The following is a 19320-nucleotide window of genomic DNA, read 5'->3' on the forward strand; positions in this document are numbered from 1 at the left end:
ATAGGACACAATAAATGGTCATGCAACAATCGGTCAAAGTCGCCACCATTCAGATGGTATCTGGTACAGAATTAATGGCCAATTTAGCGACTGCTGAAAGACTCGTTTTGCAAGCGGCCAAAGATGGCGCTCAACTGGTCGTTTTGCCAGAGTATTTTGTTTTGATGGGGCAAGAAGATACAGATAAGGTAAAAATTGCCGAAACTTACGGCGCCGGTGTCATTCAGTCTTGTTTGGCCAATTTGGCAAAAGAAGCGAAGGTGTGGATTTTTGCCGGTACCATTCCACTAAAAGGCGCGCATGCTGAGAAAATTAGAAATAGCTTTTTAGTGTTAAATCCTTCGGGTGAAGTGGTTACTCGTTACGATAAAATTCATTTGTTTGGATTTACCAAAGGTGAAGAGTCTTATGATGAATCTAGAACCATTGAACCGGGTGCAGATGTTGTTACCCTAGAAACCCCATTTGGTAAAATTGGACTATCGATTTGTTATGATATCCGCTTCCCTGAACTTTTCCGTCAGATGGGCGAAGTTGATATCCTCATGGTAGTCGCCGCCTTTACCAAAACGACAGGCAAAGCCCATTGGGAAACAATTCTCAAAACGCGTGCTATTGAAAACCAGTGCTTTCTAATTGCCTCAGGGCAAGGTGGCAAGCATCAAAATGGACGAGAAACCTTTGGCCATAGTATGGTGATCGACCCTTGGGGGGATGTACTGAATATTCAAGCGGAGGGAGAGGGCGTGGTAATGGCAACCTTAGAGCCAGCAAGACTGCAATCTGTCCGTGAAAATTTACCTGCACTAAAACATCAGGTCTTGAAATAATCCATTTTGCGCTGGCTGTCAGCAGTTAATTATAAAGATACGAATATGACTCATTCTTCATTATTTGCCCAAGCAGAAAAACATCTCTTGTTGGCTAATCAAATTGATGAAAAAGCGCTAAACCAGACTTTTTCGCGAATCATGCACCACCAAGCAGATTATGCGGATCTCTATTTTCAATACTGCCGTACTGAGGGCTGGTCATTAGACGAAGGCATCGTGAAAGGTGGTAGTTTTAATATTGATCAAGGCGTTGGTGTACGCGTTGTATCAGGGGAAAAAACCGCTTTTGCTTATTCTGATGAAATTAGTTTATCCGCGCTAACTCAAGCCGCTGATGCGACACGTGCTATTGCGCCGGTTGGGCAAGGGATTGTTGGTGTGCCATCCACTGTAAATGGCCTTGGACTCTATTTGCCAGATGACCCGATCGCTAGTTTATCTGCTGCAGAAAAAGTAAAACTACTAGAGCGTCTAGAACAAATGGCTAGGCAGTTAGACCCACGCATTAAACAAGTGATGGCCAGTATGGCCGCTCAGTACGAAGTGGTGTTTGTAGCGAGGGCAGATGGTGTTCGTGCAGCAGATATTCGTCCACTCGTGAGAGTGAATATTCAAGTCATCGTCGAGCAAAATGGACGTCGTGAGCAAGGTGGGGCTGGCGGCGGCGGACGATTTGACTTTGCGTACTTTACAGATGATGTATTGCGTAGCTATGCAGAACGCGCAGTAAAAGAAGCACTGACCAACCTAGATGCACGTCCAGCCCCAGCAGGTCAAATGACCGTTGTACTTGGTCCTGGTTGGCCAGGCGTATTGTTGCATGAAGCAGTTGGACATGGTTTAGAAGGTGACTTTAATCGTAAAGGAAGCTCTGCATTCTCTGGCAAAATCGGCCAACAAGTTGCCGCAAAAGGGGTAACTGTTGTAGATGATGGCACGATTGCCAATCGTCGTGGCTCCTTGTCGGTGGATGACGAAGGTACGCCTACCAGCTGTACGACCCTAATTGAAGACGGTATTTTGACTGGCTATATGCAAGACACCATGAATGCGCGTCTAATGGGTATGAAGCCGACTGGAAATGGTCGTCGTGAATCGTACGCGCATTTACCAATGCCTCGTATGACGAACACCTATATGTTAAGTGGCGAGCATCATCCAGAAGAAATTATCGCTTCAGTAAAAGATGGCTTGTATGCAGTTAACTTTGGCGGCGGCCAAGTAGATATTACCAGTGGTAAATTTGTTTTCTCTGCTTCTGAAGCATGGAAAATTGAGAATGGTAAATTGATGTATCCAGTGAAGGGCGCAACCCTAATCGGAAATGGTCCAGAGGCCATGAGCCAAATCACGATGATCGGTAATGATATGCAACTAGATACCGGTGTCGGCGTCTGTGGCAAAGATGGTCAAAGTGTGCCGGTTGGCGTGGGGCAGCCAACTTTGAAGCTAGAAGGCTTGACCGTGGGTGGAACCGCTTAACTATCTGATGATATATAAGCGCTAAGAAGCCCGAGTGATCGGGCTTTTTTATTTTTATAAAACGACAAACATCTAGTTTGGATTTCCATTTTCTCAATATGGGATCAGCGTATAATGAACATCGAATTTCTAAGTATTGATTGTATTCTCTATGACTAACATGCAGCCTCCATTTGCTTCAACCCCAGATCCACAAATCGCCCAGTTAAAACTGCCTCCTCATTCTATTGAGGCTGAGCAGAGTGTGCTAGGTGGTTTAATGTTGGATAACGAGGCATGGACTCGTATTTCTGATCTAGTCAATGATGCAGAGTTTTATCATAGTGGTCATAAATTAGTTTATTACTCGATTGGTCGATTAATTGAACGAAACCAACCCGCCGACGTGATTACCGTTGCGGAAGAGTTAGATCGCCTTGGGAAGTTAGAAGATGCGGGTGGTCTCAACTATCTTGGACAATTAGTAGAAACTACGCCATCCGCAGCCAATATTCGTCGCTATGCAGAGATTGTTCATGAGCGCTATGTGCTACGTGAATTAGCGCGCGTTGGAAATGAAATTGCGGATTCAGCTTATAACCCTGAAGGTCGCCAAGCAGATGAACTGTTAGATACTGCTGAAGCCGCAGTGTTCAAAATCGCAGAGTCCGGTAATAGCCAAAAACAAGGTTTCTTAGATACTCAGACACTATTAACCCAAGTGGTTGAGCGTATTGATGAGCTATATCACCGAGACACAGATAGTGATGTAACTGGCGTAGCGACAGGGTTTATTGATCTTGATAATAAAACTTCTGGCTTACAACCTGGCGATTTAATTATCGTGGCAGGTCGACCTTCCATGGGTAAAACTGCTTTTGCGGTAAACGTGGGTGAAAACGTCGCGACGCAATCAGGCAAGCCTGTGGCAATCTTCTCGATGGAGATGGGCGGCGCACAGTTAGTGATGCGTATGATTGGTTCGGTTGGTCGTTTAGATCAACATAAACTTCGTACCGGTAAATTAGAAGATGATGATTGGCCAAAACTGACGCATGCGGTTGGTAAACTTCATGAAGCCCCAATTTTTATCGATGAAACCGGTGGTTTATCGGTGACGGAACTTCGTGCACGCTGTCGCCGATTAATGCGTGATCTAGCGATTAAAGGCATCAATGACGGTAAACTGGGTCTTATTGTGATCGATTACTTGCAGTTGATGAAAGGTTCAACCAAATCTGCCACTGAAAACCGTGCAACGGAAATTTCTGAAATTTCCCGATCTTTGAAAAGTTTGGCAAAAGAATTGGAAGTGCCTGTCGTTGCACTGTCTCAGCTATCTCGTGCGGTCGAGCAACGCCCAGATAAGCGCCCAATGATGTCAGATTTGCGGGAATCCGGCGCGATCGAACAGGATGCTGACGTGATTCTCTTTATGTATCGTGAAGAATATTATTTTCCCGATAAAGAAGAGATTAAAGGAACGGGTGAAGTAATTATTGGTAAGCAGCGTAACGGCCCTGTTGGACGTGTACGGCTTACTTGGCTTGGCAAATATACTCGATTTGAGAGTTTTGCTGGCGGTGGCTTTATCGAAGATGATAACTAAGCGAGAGGTGACGCATGACGATTTTTTGTATTCAAATTCAGCCAGATTTAGCGCCAACACTTGCGATAGATGCATTGAAAACCTATGTTGAGGATGCGGCAAAACAACTACCATTTGTTTCCCGTTCAGGCGCTATTGATGGAGATAAAACCGAAGATGGCCCTTATCTCAATCTCATGTTTGAAACCGATCAACCAAGCGAGCTGTGGGATTGGATCGTTGAGTCTGTGTTAGAAGACGAGACGTTTGGCGATTCAGTGTCTCAATGTGCAATGGTCATTTGCACGGAAACAGAAGATTGGGATGAATATTTATTGCTTTATCACTTCGATGAAACCGTAGAGATCGATTCGTTGGAGGATGCATGAGAATTGCCGTTTATTGTGGCTCTCATGGCGGTAACAATTCCATCTACCTAGAAGCAGCGAGAAAAGTGGGGCATTTTCTTGCTACATCTAGCATCGAGATCGTCTATGGTGGCGGTAAAGTGGGTATGATGGGGGCTGTGGCAGATGCTGCGCTTGCTGCCGGTGGTACAGTCTGTGGGATTATTCCGGTTGCGTTGCAGGAAAAAGAACTCGCGCATCAGGGTATTAGTCAGCTAGAAGTAGTAAAAGATATGCACGAGCGCAAAGCGAGAATGGCAGAGTTATCGGATGCATTTATTGCTTTACCCGGCGCAGCAGGTACTTTAGAAGAGTTTTTTGAAGCATGGACATGGGCACAATTGGGATATCATCAAAAGCCATGCGGACTACTCAATGTAGCTGGATTTTTTGACCCACAACTATCGATGATTGACCGTATAGTTGAAGAGGGCTTTATGAAAGCCTCGCATCGAGACATGGTAATTGTGTCGGATGAGATTGAAGATATGGTTCGTAAAATAAAGGCTTATCAACCTCCTGCGCCCAAATGGGTAACAGGGTAGCGTAACCAATTTATACTTCGATAAACATGCAAAAAGGGCTTTGAATTTCAAAGCCCTTTTTGTTTACGCCACTATTTGGTTCAGAGAAAATGATCTTTTCTCTCTGAACCCATAGTAATTACTTCTTACGAACAGGAGGAAGGTCTGTACAACTACCTTCAAATGCTTCTGCCGCTAAACCAACCGACTCGCCCAAGGTTGGGTGTGGGTGGATAGTTTTGCCGATATCAACAGCATCTGCACCCATTTCAATCGCAAGACAAACCTCACCAATTAAATCACCTGCATGCGTACCAACAATACCGCCACCAATAATTTGGTGAGTATTCGCATCAAAAATTAACTTGGTAAAGCCTTCGTCACGACCGTTCGCAATCGCACGGCCACTCGCCGCCCATGGGAACACGCCTTTTTCGTACTTCACGCCCTGCGCTTTACACTGCTCTTCGGTCATGCCTACCCATGCTACTTCAGGGTCGGTATAAGCAACGCCAGGAATCACTTTTGCATCGAAGTACGCTTTTTCACCGTGTGCAACTTCTGCTGCAACATGTGCTTCATGTACCGCTTTGTGTGCAAGCATTGGCTGACCTACCAAGTCACCAATTGCAAAGATGTGCGGCACATTGGTACGCATTTGCTTATCAACAGGGATAAAGCCGCGATCAGTTACTACGACGCCCGCGTTTTCTGCTCCAATTTTCTTACCATTTGGTGCGCGGCCAGCTGCAACGAGAACCATGTCGTATCGCTGAGGTTCTTTTGGTGCTTTATCGCCTTCAAACGTTACCCAAATACCATCTTCTTTTGCTTCAACGGCAACGGTCTTGGTTTTTAGCATGATGTTATCGAAACGATGTTCGTTCATCTTTTGCCAAACTTTTACCAAGTCACGATCTGCACCTTGCATTAGGCCGTCCATCATCTCGACAACATCTAGACGAGCGCCTAGTGAAGAGTAAACGGAACCCATTTCCAGACCGATAATGCCGCCACCAATGATCAGCATTTTCTTCGGAATGAAACGAAGCTCTAGCGCACCAGTTGAGTCAACAATACGCGGATCTTGTGGGATGAATGGTAGATTTACCACTGAAGAACCCGCTGCGATAATTGCCTGCTTGAACTTCAATACGCGGGTGCCACCATCAGCCAAGGCAACAGACAGGTGATGTGGATCAACAAAGGTACCAACCCCTTGAACCACTTCCACTTTACGCGCTTTGGCCATGCCAGCTAAGCCACCGGTCAGTTTGCCGATCACTTTTTCTTTGTAGCCGCGTAGCTTATCGATATCAATTTGCGGTTCTGCAAATGTGATGCCATGTTCAGCCATGTGGCGAGTCTCATCTAGCACTGCAGTAGTGTGCAACAGTGCTTTAGATGGAATACAACCCACGTTTAAGCAGACACCACCTAGGGTAGAGAACCGTTCAACAATCACAGTTTTCATACCTAAGTCAGCTGCACGGAACGCACCAGAATACCCGCCAGGACCCGCACCAAGTACCAGCATGTCGTATTCACCATCTGCAGCACCCGCAAAACTACCAGCTTGAGGAGCCGCAACAGGCGCAGCTGGTGCCGCGACAGGAGCCGGTGCTTCAGTTGGCGCTGCTGCTGCCGTTGTAGAAGCAGAGGCTTCAACAACTAAAATAGCGCTACCTTGAGAGACTTTATCGCCAACCTTGATCTTTAGCTCTTTTACCACGCCAGCAGTTGTCGCTGGTACTTCCATGGTTGCTTTATCGGTTTCTAGTGTGATGAGTGAGTCATCTACGGCAATCGTGTCACCCACTTTTACCAAAATTTCGATGATTTCTACATCTTTATAGTCGCCAATATCAGGGACTTGTAGTTCGACTTGACTCATGCGGCCCCCTTATAGCATTACGCGACGGAAATCGGTCAAGATCTGGCCGAAATACGCATTAAAGCGAGCAGCTTCAGCACCGTCAATGACACGGTGATCCCAAGAAAGGCTCAGTGGTAGCATCAAACGTGGAACAAACTGTTTGCCATCCCAAACCGGCTTGGTCGAAGACTTACATACGCCCATAATTGCTACTTCAGGAGCATTGATAATTGGTGTGAAGTAAGTGCCACCAATACCACCTAAGCTAGAGATGGAGAAACAACCACCTTGCATTTGCTCAGGTTTTAGTTTGCCATCACGCGCTAGTTTCGCTAGGTCACCCATTTCTTTAGCGATTTCAAAGACACCTTTTTTATCTGCATCTTTAATCACCGGCACTACTAAGCCATTTGGCGTATCCGCAGCAAAGCCAATGTTGTAGTAGCTCTTCATGACTAGGGTGTCACCATCTAGGCTTGAATTAAAGCTAGGGAATTTCTTCAGTGCAGCAACGGCAGCTTTAATCATGAAAGCAAGCATCGTAACTTTATTGCCGCTCTTTTCGTTTTCTTTGTTCAATTGAACGCGGAAAGCTTCAAGCTCAGTAATGTCGCACTCATCGTGGTTTGTCACGTGAGGGATCATTACCCAGTTACGATGTAGGTTGGCTCCAGAAATTTTCTTGATACGAGACAATGGCTGTTTGTCGATCGTACCAAATTTGCTGAAGTCAACTTTTGGCCATGGCAATAAATCTAAGCCTACACCAGAGCCAGTTGCCGCAGGTGCTGATGCATTGAATGCACCACTTACCACTTGCTGCATAACACCTTTAACGAAGGTTTGTACGTCTGTTGCAGTAATACGACCTTTAGGTCCAGAGCCTTTTACTTTTGATAAGTCAACCCCTAATTCACGCGCAAACTTACGTACAGAAGGGCTTGCATGCGCTTTTGCGAAACCAGCTTCATCAATTACTGTTGCTGCAGGAGCTACCTGAGCTGGTGCTTTCGGTGCCGGTGCGGCTTGTGCTGCAACCGGTGCTGGTGCAGCAGTCGGAGCTGGAGCAGGTGCAGCAACTGGGGTTGCGGCAGGCGCAGCGCCAGAGGCACGAACTGTCAGAATTAAGCTACCTTCAGATACTTTGTCGCCTACATTAACTGCAATCGCTTCTACCACGCCTGCAACGCTTGCAGGTACTTCCATGGTGGCTTTATCTGTTTCTAATGTAATCAACGAATCATCTAGTGCTACGGTGTCGCCCACTCTTACTAGAATTTCAATGACATCAACCGCTTTGTAGTCACCAATATCTGGTACACGAATTTCTGCACTAGCAGCAACTGCTGGTGCTGGCGCTGCAGGAGCGGCAACAGGTGCTGATTCTGTTTTTGGCGCTTGTGCCGCAGCAACTGGTGCAGGAGCAGGGGCCGCAGCAGAAGATGCTGCGTCAACAGAAAGAATTAAGCTGCCTTCTGAAACTTTATCACCCACTTTGACATGGATAGCTGTAATCACACCTGCAGTTGCTGCAGGTACTTCCATGGTGGCTTTATCTGTTTCTAGCGTAATTAGAGAATCATCTACGGCTACGGTGTCACCCACTTTCACCAATACTTCAATGATCTCAACTTCTTTGTAATCCCCAATATCAGGGACTTTGAGTTCAATCACAGTACTCATCGCAAGTATCCTATACGGGCAGCTTTTTGCTGCCCCGTTGATGTCGTCGGGTTATACCAGAGCTGGGTTCAGCTTTTCTGGGTTGATACCGTATTTAGTAATTGCCTGAGCAACTACTTCACGGCTGATCTTGCCTTCTTTTGCCAATGCATTCAATGATGCAACGGTAATAAAGTGACGATCAACCTCGAAGAAGTGGCGCAATTTCTTACGGGTATCAGAACGACCAAAACCATCGGTACCCAATACAACATACTGACCTGGCACATATGCACGGATCTGGTCGGCATAGTTGCGAATGTAATCAGTAGTTGCAATGAATGGGCCGCTACGAGTTGATAACTGCTCTTCCACGTAAGATTTACGTGGTTCTGCAGCTGGGTGTAATAGGTTCCAGCGTTCTGCATCTACTGCATCACGTTTCAATTCGTTAAAGCTTGGCACGCTCCAGATGTCAGCATCTACGCCCCAGTCATCGCGCAACAAGTCAGCTGCAGCAATCGATTCGCGCAAGATAGTACCAGAGCCTAGTAACTGTACTTTCAGTTTGGCATCTTGTGCACCTTCTTTTAGCAAGTACATACCTTTCAGGATGCCTTCTTCTGCACCTTCTGGCATTTCTGGGTGGGTGTAGTTCTCGTTCATCAAGGTAATGTAGTAATAGATATTTTCATTATCTTGATACATACGGCGCATACCATCTTGCACAATCACTGCCACTTCATATGAGAAGGTTGGGTCGTAAGAGACGCAGTTTGGAATGAAGCCAGCAAAAATATGGCTATGACCATCTTGGTGCTGCAAGCCTTCACCGTTCAAGGTGGTACGACCAGCAGTACCGCCTAGCAAGAAGCCACGTGCACGTAAATCACCCGCTGCCCATGCCAAGTCACCAATACGTTGGAAACCGAACATAGAGTAGTAGATATAGAACGGAATCATTGGCACGCCATGGTTTGCATAAGCAGTTGCTGCAGCAATCCAATCAGACATACCACCGGCTTCGTTAATACCTTCTTGCAGAATCTGGCCGCTCTTGTCTTCTTTGTAGAACATCAGTTGGTCAGAGTCTTGCGGGACATACATCTGTCCTTCAGTGCTCCAGATACCTAATTGACGGAACATACCTTCCATACCAAAGGTACGAGATTCGTCAGGTACGATCGGTACAATGTGCTTACCAATGGCTTTATCTTTAACCAATGAGCCAAGCATTTGAACAAATGCCATGGTGGTAGACAATTCACGCTCACCAGAAGACTTCAATAGTCGTTCGAAGTTAGATAGCGGTGGAATCTCTAGTTTGGTATCAACTGGCTTGCGTGCAGGCAAATAACCACCTAAAGCAGCACGACGTTCGTGCATGTACTTCATCTCTGGGCTATCTTCAGCAGGCTTGAAGAATGGCACTTCAGGCAATTGCTCGTCAGATACTGGAATATGGAAACGATCACGGAATTCACGTAGTGAATCGATGTCCATTTTCTTTTGTTGGTGAGAGATGTTTTGCGCTTCACCCGCACGGCCCATACCATAACCTTTAATGGTCTTGGCAAGAATGACTGTTGGGCGGCTACGTGGGTTGTTTACTGCCTCGTGGTAAGCTGCATAGACTTTATGTGGGTCATGACCACCACGGTTCAGTTTCCAGATCTCTTCATCAGACATGGTTGCAACCATGTCTTCAAGTTCTTTGTACTTACCGAAGAAGTGGATGCGAACATAACGGCCATCTTTAGACTTCATTGTCTGATAGTCACCGTCAACGCACTCTTCCATGCGTTTTTTCAGTAGGCCTTTGCTGTCGCGAGCTAGTAGCGGATCCCAGTAAGAACCCCAAACTACTTTAATCACATTCCAGCCAGCGCCGCGGAAGTCACCTTCCAATTCTTGAATGATTTTACCGTTACCACGAACAGGACCATCAAGACGCTGAAGGTTACAGTTCACTACGAAAATTAGGTTATCTAATTTTTCACGGCCAGCCATAGAGATGGCACCCAGTGATTCTGGCTCATCCATTTCACCATCACCGCAGAAGCACCATACTTTACGGTTGGTATGTTTAGATAGATTGCGGCTTTCCAAGTACTTCATGAAACGAGCTTGGTAAATCGCCATAATCGGGCCAAGGCCCATTGAAACCGTTGGGAACTGCCAGAAGTCTGGCATTAGCCAAGGGTGTGGGTAAGAAGAAAGTCCTTCACCATCCACTTCCTGGCGGAAGTTGTTCATTTGGTCTTCAGTGATACGACCTTCTAGGAAGGCGCGAGCATAAGCACCTGGTGCTGAGTGACCCTGCATATATACAAGATCGCCACCATGATTTTCGTTTGGAGCATGCCAGAAGTGATTAAAACCAACATCGTACAGTGTTGCTGCAGATGCAAAAGAGGAAATATGGCCACCTAACTCAGAAGAGTTTTTGTTGGCGCGAACCACCATTGCTAACGCATTCCAGCGAATGTAAGAGCGTAGGCGATCTTCTAGTTCATGATTACCAGGAGATCGTGCTTCTTTGTGAGTTGGAATTGTATTTAGGTAAGCCGTATTTGCTGAGAATGGCAGATAAGCGCCAGTGCGACGTGCTTTATCAGTTAATGTTTCTAGAATGTACTGTGCGCGTTCTGCACCTTCGTTTTCAAGAACGCTTTCCAGAGCCTCTAACCATTCACGTGTCTCTTGTGGATCTAGGTCTTCGGGCGTGTTTCCAATTGTCATGGTCTGCCTCATTTATAAGAGTATTACATGCCAGGCACAAGGGTAATGTGCTGGCAGACTCTGCTCCCATCCATTCAACAAGGCAATAAATCGCATGCTGGCAACCTTGCTGTCTCCATCCAACTTTTGTTAGTGAGGAATGTCAGGAACCAAGTCTGGTTGGTTACTGACCCATTTATGGAGGCTATCCACAAATAGGTCCCGCTTTTATAGTGGCTGTATTATCCACAGTCTTTTAGCATGCGTAAAGTGTAATGTTGCTACATAATTTGAAAACGAAACATCCATTCACTTTTGATAAAATGCGTATTATTGCAGTGCAAAATCGATTTGATCGCAGATATAGCCTAGATTTTATATTTTGTGTGCTAAATATGACTTGTAGTAAAGTTACATTAATATGACAAATAGGTTGTTTGATTTGTATCAATTTAATCAAATTTGCATGTAAAAAAAGGTCAGCACGATGAATGCTGACCTTTTTAGATGGTGGTGGGGTTTATTTAGAGTTGAGCGGCATGTTCGCGAGTGGCATGGAAGACAACATCAGGCCATCTTTCTTGAGTTAGTTGCAGATTAACTCGGCTAGTAGCTAAGAAGGCAAGGTTGCCGCCTGCATCAACAGATAGTTGGTGCTGTAAGGCCTTTTCGAATTCCGCTTTTTGCTTATTGTCTTTAAAACTAACCCAGCGAGCTGTCGCTGTGCTTGTGCTTTCAAAAACGGCTTCTACACCATATTCATTATTAAGGCGGCTTGCAACAACTTCAAACTGTAGTACCCCAACGGCGCCTAGCACCATATCAGAACCATTTAATGGCTTGAATACCTGAACCGCACCTTCTTCGCCTAATTGCTGTAAGCCTTTTTGCAACTGCTTAATTTTTAATGGGTTACGAATACGTGCTGTTTTAAATAATTCTGGGGCAAAGAAAGGGATGCCAGTAAAAGCCAAGGCTTCACCTTCACTAAAGGTATCGCCAATTTGCATGTTTCCATGGTTTGGAATACCGATAATGTCACCCGCAAACGCTTCTTCAACCTGTTCGCGTTCGTGCGCCATAAACGTAACTACTGTATTGGCTGCAATGTCACGATTAAGGCGTAGATGTTTCATTTTCATGCCGCGTTCAAATTTACCAGAGCACACGCGTACAAATGCGATACGGTCGCGGTGTTTTGGGTCCATGTTGGCTTGAATTTTGAATACAAAACCAGAGAACTTGCCTTCGGTTGGTTCTACATCACGCTTAGTTGCGTGTCTTGCTGCAGGGGCCGGTGACCAATCTACTAGTGCGTTTAGAATTTCTCGAACACCAAAGTTATTAATCGCAGAGCCAAAGAATACAGGCGTTTGTTTGCCAGACAGGAATGCTTCAAGATTAAATGGATGAGATGCACCTTGCACTAATTCAATTTCATTACGCAATTGCTCGATTTCCAATGGAAATAGTTCATCTAGCCTCGGATTGTCAATGCCGGAAATTACCTCGTTTACCAATTGCTGGGCGCTGTCTTGGCCAGCGTCAAATAGTAAGATTTCATCTCTTAGAATGTGGTATACGCCTCGGAAGGTCTTTCCCATGCCAATTGGCCAAGTAATTGGCGCACACTGAATTTTTAGAATGTTTTCTACTTCATCTAGTAATTCAAGTGAATCACGTACTTCACGGTCATACTTATTCATGAAAGTGACAATTGGCGTATCACGAAGTCTACAAACTTCAAGTAGCTTAATTGTTTGGTCTTCTACACCTTTTGCTGCATCGATCACCATTAGGGCGGAGTCAACAGCAGTAAGAACGCGATATGTATCTTCAGAGAAGTCTTGGTGTCCAGGGGTGTCTAGCAGGTTAATGATGTGGTCGCGGTAATCAAACTGCATAACGGAAGACGCAACAGAAATACCACGTTGCTTTTCAATTTCCATCCAGTCACTGGTTGCATGACGTCCAGACTTTTTGCCTTTAACAGTACCTGCTAATTGAATAGCACCTGAAAATAGAAGTAATTTCTCCGTTAGGGTGGTTTTACCTGCATCCGGATGTGAAATAATCGCAAATGTTCGGCGTCTAGCAACTTCTTGTGCAATGATACTCATCGATCAAACCTGATAGGGTTCAGATGTCTTTTTCTAAGCCCATCTGAATCATAAATAAAATAATCTAATATTGTACCTTTGTACCTTGGCTTCTGTCATGTGATGGATGACCTTTCTTTACCTTGGTGTGTTATGCGAAAAAAAACAAACAACAGTCAGTTTAAATTTTATAAACAAATTGTCTTGTTGGTCCTTGCTGTTATCTCTGCCTTGTTTGGCTGGAATTATCAAAAAACGAGTGGTCAATCGGCGAATGAATTTGATGGCAAGGTGGTGGCGGTATCAGATGGCGATACAATCCGAGTGCTAACCAGTGCAAATCAAGAAATAAAAATTCGCTTTGCTTTTATTGATGCACCAGAAAAAAAACAAGCTTTTGGGATGAAATCTAAGCAATCACTATCCGATCTTATCTATGGGCGTATGGTGGATGTTCGTGTGACTGATACTGATCGGTATGGTCGTAAAGTAGCGGTGATTCGTTTACCAGAAAGTGCCGGTGGATTAGATATCAATCTGGAGCAGGTTAAGCGTGGCTTGGCTTGGCATTACACGCAATATGCAAAAAAATCGCAGTCAAAAGAAGATTTCGAACAATATGAAGTAGCACAGGAAAAGGCTCAAGCTGCTCGAACAGGATTGTGGTCTGATGTTGAACCCCAGGCACCTTGGGAGTTTCGGCGGCAAAAATAACTGAATTATTCGTTTTTATGTCATTTCCATTTGTTAGATTGGTGTTGATTGCTCTAAAAACCTAGGAAATTTGAGGTAAAGAGGCTATTACAATTGAAAAGCTATGTCATAATATAGTATAAGCCTGCAAAGGGTGCGTGGAGATCCGCTTTAAGGTTGCATGTTAATCTTGGTTGGATTGTGTCGATGGAATCTAGATTAGAGGTCAAGGAGGAAGCATGAGCGTCAATGGTGTGCAGTCGCTGCTGGCTGAGATGAAATCTATGTCGGATTCTGCTAAGTCGATTTCTCCTGTAGAAAGCGTCGGGCAAGATGGTCCTGGTTTTGGGAGTGTTTTGCAAAGTGCTTTGCAGCAAGTCAACTCTATGCAACAACAATCAAACAGTGCTCAAGAAGCATTTGCTTCCGGTGAGTCTGGTGCGGACATCCAAGATGTAATGATGTCTATGCAAAAAGCGAGCCTCTCGTTTCAGTCTCTAGTGCAAGTTAGAAATAAATTAGTTTCCGCGTATCAAGAAGTCATGAACATGCAGGTCTAACCTGAATTATCTTAACGATTTTGGCAGGATAACCCGACTTTCACTTAATTCATGGCTCAAGCATTCCCTCAATCACTTTCCTCTATTTCTACTCGCTTTGGACAATTATCCAATCAGCGAAAAATAGGTATTATGGTAGCAATTGCTGCCGTATTTGCGTTGGTTATTGGTGTGTTGATGTGGAGTCAAACACCTTCTCAAAAAGTCCTTTTCAGTAATCTGTCTGACAAAGATAGCGGTGCGGTAATTGCTTCGCTAGAGCAGATGAATATCCCTTATACAATTGACTCTGGTAATGTCATCAAGGTACCGGAGGATCAGGTCTATAACGTTCGATTAAGATTAGCGACACAAGGGTTGCCTAAGAGTGGGCCGGCAGGCTTTGAGCTGTTAGATAATCAACGCCTAGGGGTGAGCCAGTTTGCTGAGCAGGTATCTTACCAGCGAGCTATTGAAGGTGAGTTAGCGAGGTCGATCGAGTCAATCGATGCGGTGGAAAGTGCAAGGGTACATTTAGCATTCCCGAAAAGCACCGTATTTGTACGTGAGCAGCAGAAACCTTCTGCTTCTGTTTTGCTGAATGTGCGTGGCGGACGCATCTTGGACGATGCGCAAATTGCCGGTGTAATGCATTTGGTGGCTAGCAGTGTTCCAGACTTGCCTGTTCAAAATGTGACAATTGTCGACCAAAAAGGTAATTTACTTTCTAATGATGCAAACAGCACCGGTAGAAACCCGGGGTTAGATGCAAAGCAGTTAGAGTATGTACATCAGGTTGAATTAAGTTATACCAAGCGAATTGAAGATATTCTCGCCGCAGTATGGGGTAAGGATAATGTTAAGGCACAAGTTACCGCTCAGTTAGATTTTGCGCAAACTGAACAAACATCAGAAACCTACAAGCCAAACCCAACGCCTGCAGATGCCACTGTTCGTAGTCAGCAAACCGTAGAGACGCAAGGGGATAACGCAAATGGTGCATCAGGTGTGCCTGGTGCGCTGTCTAATCAACCACCAGGAGCAGCAACTGCGCCATTGGTTGCTCAAAATCAGCCAGGGACTACAACTGCTAGCACTGCTGCAACCAACCCAAATCTGAAGCACAGAGAAACAACCGTTAATTATGAGGTGGATAAGACCATTAGTCATACACTCTTGCCAACAGGTGTAGTGCGTAGGCTGTCGGTGGCAGTGGTGCTTAATTACAAACCGAAAGTTACAAACGGTCAGTCGACTTATGTGCCATTGACGAGTGCAGAAGTGGGGCAGGCGGAAAACCTTGTGCGCGAGGCAATGGGTTTTAATACACAACGTGGTGATACGCTGAATCTTGTAAACGCACAGTTTGCCGATTCTATGCCGTTAGTAACGCCATCAATGATGGAAAAAATTACCACGGTGGCTAGCACCAACTGGTTGGATATTGCTAGGTACACAGTGGTTGGCTTGATTGTATTCTACTTGTTCTTTGGCGTACTTCGCCCAATTATGCGAGACCTTACTGGTGCAAGTAAGCGTTTCGAGCCGCAATTGGCGGGTGCAGGTGGGGCGGCAGCTGGTGCGGCTACTGGTGAGCCTGGTGCAGCCGGTGAAATGGTTGTCGGGGACGATGGTGTATTGGTTTCGGTCAGTGAGCATCAGCAATCCGCTGACGAGTTGAGGCAAAAAGCAGAAAACGAAGCAAGACTCGCGACCTACACGGAAAACTTGGCTACTATTAAACAAATGGCTAAAGAAGATCCTAGAGTGGTGGCTACCATTATCCGTGAATGGATGTTGAAGGAGGAGTCGGCATGAGTGAAGAAGGTGTTCGACGTAGTGCCATTCTTTTAATGAGTCTTGGTGAAGAAGAGGCTGCTGAAGTTTTTAAGTATTTGGGCCCAAAAGAGGTTCAGAAGCTTGGTTTTGCGATGGCGGAAATGGATGGTGTCACGCAAGAAGAAGTAGAAGGTATTTTAAAAGAATTTAGAGCGTCGACATTAAACCGTGCAAATCTGGGGGCGGCAGACGAATATATTCGTTCTGTGCTGACTCGTGCACTAGGCACCGACAAAGCAGCAAACTTGCTCGATCGTATCTTGCAAGGTGGCGATAATAACGGGATTGAGAGTCTTAAGTGGATGGACTCCTCTTCCGTTGCTGAGTTGATTAAAAATGAGCACCCCCAGATTATTGCAACGATTCTAGTTCACTTAGAGCAAGATCAGGCAGCCGAAATTTTATCTTGTTTTACTGAGCGTTTAAGAAATGATGTCTTGCTACGGGTGGCGACTCTGGAGGGTGTTCAGCCTTCTGCATTGCGAGACCTGAATGAAGTATTGACTCAGTTACTTTCAGGTTCTGACAAGATTAAGAAGAGTGCACTGGGTGGTGTTAAGACCGCGGCAGAAATCCTTAACTTTATGGGGGCGGTGGTTGAAACTTCGGCTATTCAGGCTATTCGTGAGTACGACCCTGAGCTAGCTCAGAAAATTCAAGACAAAATGTTTGTCTTTGAGAATGTTATTGATATTGATGATCGCGGAATTCAATTGTTGCTTCGTGAAGTGCAGTCCGACTCGCTCGTCTTGGCGCTAAAAGGTACAAGCCAAGCGTTGCGCGATAAAATTTTCAAAAACATGTCGCAACGTGCCGCTGAAATGTTGAGAGATGATTTTGAGGCAAAAGGGCCTGTACGGTTGTCTGAAGTTGAGGCTGAACAAAAAGAAATTCTTAAAGTGGTTCGCCGTTTAGCTGATGAAGGTCAAATTGTGCTAGGTGGTAAGGGCGGAGACGAAGGTCTTGTCGAATAGAGTCATTCCAGCTGAAATGCTGACTCAGTATCAAAGATGGGAAATGTCGCCTATTTTTGAGGGGGTGGCACCAGCCTCTCCACAACCGGTTGTGGAAGTGGAGGAGCTTGTTGCGGAGTCTATTGCGCCTGAATTGGTGGAGGATTCCTCAGTAGATCTTTCTGAGGAGTTAATCGAAGCGCAGAATTACCCCACGCCAGAAGAATTGGAGTCGATTCATCAAGCTGCATTTGAAGATGGCTACCAAGCGGGTCTCTCTCAAGCGCAAGATGAAATTACTGTGCTCAAATCTCAGCTCGAGTCTCTCATCGGACAGCTCGATTTTCAATTTAGCACGATGCAAATTCAATTGGCAGATGATTTGGTCGAGTTGTCGGTTCGGTTGGCAGAGCAAGTGCTAAGACAAACCTTAGTCGATGAGCCAGCTCGCTTAGGGCCGATTGTTCAAGAAGCGATCAGTGCATCTCCATTTCTGGGTACTAACCCACGTATTTTAATGCACCCTGATGATGTGCTGCTGCTACAAGACCGCTTAAATCTCACGTTGCCAGATGGCAGTAAATGGCAATTAATTCCTGATGGTCAAATTAATCGTGGAGATTGCCGATTATTGGCGGCCGAAGGTGAGGTTGATTTGTCCCTTGAGATTCGATGGAAGCGCGTTCTCGCTGCGCTTGGTCGATAATCCCCAATGCCTTACGAATTCTCTGATTTTAAATCTTACCTATCCCATTCAATGACGGCGCTGCAGGATGTTTCTCCGTGGCAGTCTTATGGTCGCCTAGTCAAAGCCTCTGGTTTGGTCTTGGAAGCCTCTGGTCTTCGCTTGCCTGTGGGGGCGAGTTGTATCGTAGAGGCGGGCGATCTTCGCATTGAAGCAGAGGTTGTGGGATTTTCGGGTGATCGCCTATTCTTGATGCCATTATCGGATGCCTACGGTTTGGAGGCCGGGGCCCGTGTCGTACCTGTAGAGGCATTAGGGCAGCATACTCCCACTTTTGGTAAGGCTTATCTTCGTGCCGCTTCCGCTGAAGATAAAGGGCGCCAGGTGCCAGTGGGTGAAGGGTTGCTTGGTCGGGTGTTGGATGGTGTTGGTCAGCCATTAGATGGTAAGGGTAAGCTAGATATTGAGCGAATGGTGTCATTAACCACGAAGCCATTTAACCCAATGGAACGAGCGCCTGTTCGGCAGGTGCTGGATGTTGGTGTGCGGGCAATTAACGCAATGCTGACTGTTGGGCAAGGGCAGCGATTGGGCTTGTTTGCGGGCTCTGGTGTCGGTAAGAGTGTCCTTTTGGGGATGATGGCTCGCTACACTGCAGCTGATCGAGTAGTGGTTGGTTTGATTGGTGAGCGCGGTCGTGAGGTAAAGGACTTTATTGAAAACATTCTCGGTGAAGTGGGGCTGCGACGATCTGTGGTGGTGGCCGCACCTGCGGATGCTCCGCCTTTAATGCGTCTGCATGGGGCGAGTTACGCAACGAGATTAGCCGAGTATTTTCGTGATCAAGGTCATAATGTACTTTTGATTATGGATTCCTTAACTCGTTATGCCATGGCGCAGCGTGAGATTGCACTAGCAATTGGCGAACCCCCGGCCACAAAGGGGTATCCTCCATCTGTATTTGCAAAATTGCCCCGCTTGGTTGAGCGTGCAGGGAATGGCTCTCCTGATTCTGGTTCGATTACCGCCTTTTACACTGTGCTATCTGAAGGGGATGATCAGCAAGATCCTATTGCCGATAGTGCTAGGGCGATTCTTGATGGTCACTTTGTCTTAACGCGGCAATTGGCTGATCAAGGGCATTATCCTGCAATTGATATTGAGCAGTCTATTAGTCGTGTGATGACTGATATTATCCAACCAGAAGAGTTGCAGCAGGTGCGACAATTTAAATATCTGTATTCGCGATATCAGCGAAATAGAGATTTAATTAATGTCGGCGCCTACGTACGTGGTTCAGATCCTATTCTCGATCGTGCAATGGCACTCATTCCTTCAATGGATGCATTTTTGCGCCAAGATATTCATCAGCAAGAGAATTACTTGTCTGCTAGAGCGCATCTTGCTGCGTTATATAAGCAAATGGTGTAACGCAACAAG

Annotated in this window: 15 protein-coding genes; 11 read left to right on the top strand and 4 right to left on the bottom strand. The window is 45.8% G+C overall.

From position 1 onward, the window contains the following. The first annotated feature begins 14 nt into the window (after window positions 1–14). The 5 genes from LIN78_RS02430 (at window position 15) to LIN78_RS02450 (ending at window position 4834) form a co-directional block, all read left to right on the top strand. Window positions 15–830 carry a carbon-nitrogen hydrolase family protein gene (locus LIN78_RS02430; protein ID WP_308443941.1) on the top strand — a complete coding sequence of 272 codons (816 nt, stop codon included), beginning with the start codon at window positions 15–17 and terminating at the stop codon, window positions 828–830. Between the two features lie 45 nt (window positions 831–875). Further along, complete coding sequence (gene tldD / locus LIN78_RS02435; RefSeq protein ID WP_227178105.1) at window positions 876–2315, top strand: metalloprotease TldD; 1440 nt, start codon at window positions 876–878, stop codon at window positions 2313–2315. Window positions 2316–2466: 151 nt separating this feature from the next. Beyond that, on the top strand, window positions 2467–3903 hold the full coding sequence (gene dnaB / locus LIN78_RS02440) for a replicative DNA helicase (protein ID WP_227178107.1): 1437 nt from the start codon (window positions 2467–2469) through the stop codon (window positions 3901–3903). Between the two features lie 14 nt (window positions 3904–3917). Then, window positions 3918–4271 carry a hypothetical protein gene (locus tag LIN78_RS02445; RefSeq protein WP_227178109.1) on the top strand — a complete coding sequence of 118 codons (354 nt, stop codon included), beginning with the start codon at window positions 3918–3920 and terminating at the stop codon, window positions 4269–4271. Further along, the gene (locus tag LIN78_RS02450; RefSeq protein ID WP_227178110.1) at window positions 4268–4834 is read left to right on the top strand and encodes an LOG family protein; all 567 of its coding nucleotides are present in this window, start codon (window positions 4268–4270) and stop codon (window positions 4832–4834) included. The genes LIN78_RS02445 and LIN78_RS02450 overlap by 4 nt, the downstream gene beginning before the upstream one ends. Window positions 4835–4952: 118 nt before the next feature. Here LIN78_RS02450 and lpdA read toward each other — a convergent pair whose 3' ends face one another. The 4 genes from lpdA to LIN78_RS02470 form a co-directional block, all read right to left on the bottom strand. After that, window positions 4953–6707, bottom strand: a complete 1755-nt coding sequence (lpdA, locus tag LIN78_RS02455) for a dihydrolipoyl dehydrogenase (RefSeq protein WP_227178112.1) — start codon at window positions 6705–6707, stop codon at window positions 4953–4955. A gap of 9 nt (window positions 6708–6716) precedes the next feature. Beyond that, on the bottom strand, window positions 6717–8372 hold the full coding sequence (gene aceF / locus LIN78_RS02460; RefSeq protein WP_227178114.1) for a dihydrolipoyllysine-residue acetyltransferase: 1656 nt from the start codon (window positions 8370–8372) through the stop codon (window positions 6717–6719). A gap of 51 nt (window positions 8373–8423) precedes the next feature. Continuing rightward, window positions 8424–11093, bottom strand: a complete 2670-nt coding sequence (gene aceE, locus LIN78_RS02465) for a pyruvate dehydrogenase (acetyl-transferring), homodimeric type (protein ID WP_227178116.1) — start codon at window positions 11091–11093, stop codon at window positions 8424–8426. 503 nt (window positions 11094–11596) lie between these two features. Next, window positions 11597–13192, bottom strand: coding sequence for a peptide chain release factor 3 (locus LIN78_RS02470; RefSeq protein ID WP_227178118.1), 1596 nt, complete (start codon window positions 13190–13192; stop codon window positions 11597–11599). A 132-nt stretch (window positions 13193–13324) separates the two neighbouring features. Here LIN78_RS02470 and LIN78_RS02475 point away from each other — a divergent pair, with 132 nt between their 5' ends. The 6 genes from LIN78_RS02475 to fliI all read left to right on the top strand — a co-directional run bounded on the left by LIN78_RS02475 (window position 13325) and on the right by fliI (window position 19311). Further along, on the top strand, window positions 13325–13885 hold the full coding sequence (locus tag LIN78_RS02475) for a thermonuclease family protein (RefSeq protein WP_227178120.1): 561 nt from the start codon (window positions 13325–13327) through the stop codon (window positions 13883–13885). 218 nt (window positions 13886–14103) lie between these two features. Continuing rightward, window positions 14104–14424: a flagellar hook-basal body complex protein FliE gene (gene fliE / locus LIN78_RS02480; RefSeq protein WP_227178122.1), complete on the top strand. Its 321-nt coding sequence runs from the start codon at window positions 14104–14106 to the stop codon at window positions 14422–14424. 51 nt (window positions 14425–14475) lie between these two features. Continuing rightward, on the top strand, window positions 14476–16221 hold the full coding sequence (gene fliF, locus LIN78_RS02485; protein ID WP_227178124.1) for a flagellar basal-body MS-ring/collar protein FliF: 1746 nt from the start codon (window positions 14476–14478) through the stop codon (window positions 16219–16221). Then, window positions 16218–17216, top strand: a complete 999-nt coding sequence (fliG, locus tag LIN78_RS02490) for a flagellar motor switch protein FliG (RefSeq protein ID WP_227178127.1) — start codon at window positions 16218–16220, stop codon at window positions 17214–17216. The genes fliF and fliG overlap by 4 nt, the downstream gene beginning before the upstream one ends. After that, on the top strand, window positions 17206–17901 hold the full coding sequence (locus tag LIN78_RS02495; RefSeq protein ID WP_227178129.1) for a FliH/SctL family protein: 696 nt from the start codon (window positions 17206–17208) through the stop codon (window positions 17899–17901). The genes fliG and LIN78_RS02495 overlap by 11 nt, the downstream gene beginning before the upstream one ends. Window positions 17902–17907: 6 nt before the next feature. Beyond that, a complete protein-coding gene (fliI, locus tag LIN78_RS02500; RefSeq protein WP_284700238.1) occupies window positions 17908–19311 on the top strand; it encodes a flagellar protein export ATPase FliI in 1404 nt (467 codons plus the stop codon). Window positions 19312–19320 lie beyond the last annotated feature (9 nt).

It is taken from the genome of Leeia speluncae, from assembly GCF_020564625.1.
Lineage (GTDB): Bacteria > Pseudomonadota > Gammaproteobacteria > Burkholderiales > Leeiaceae > Leeia > Leeia speluncae.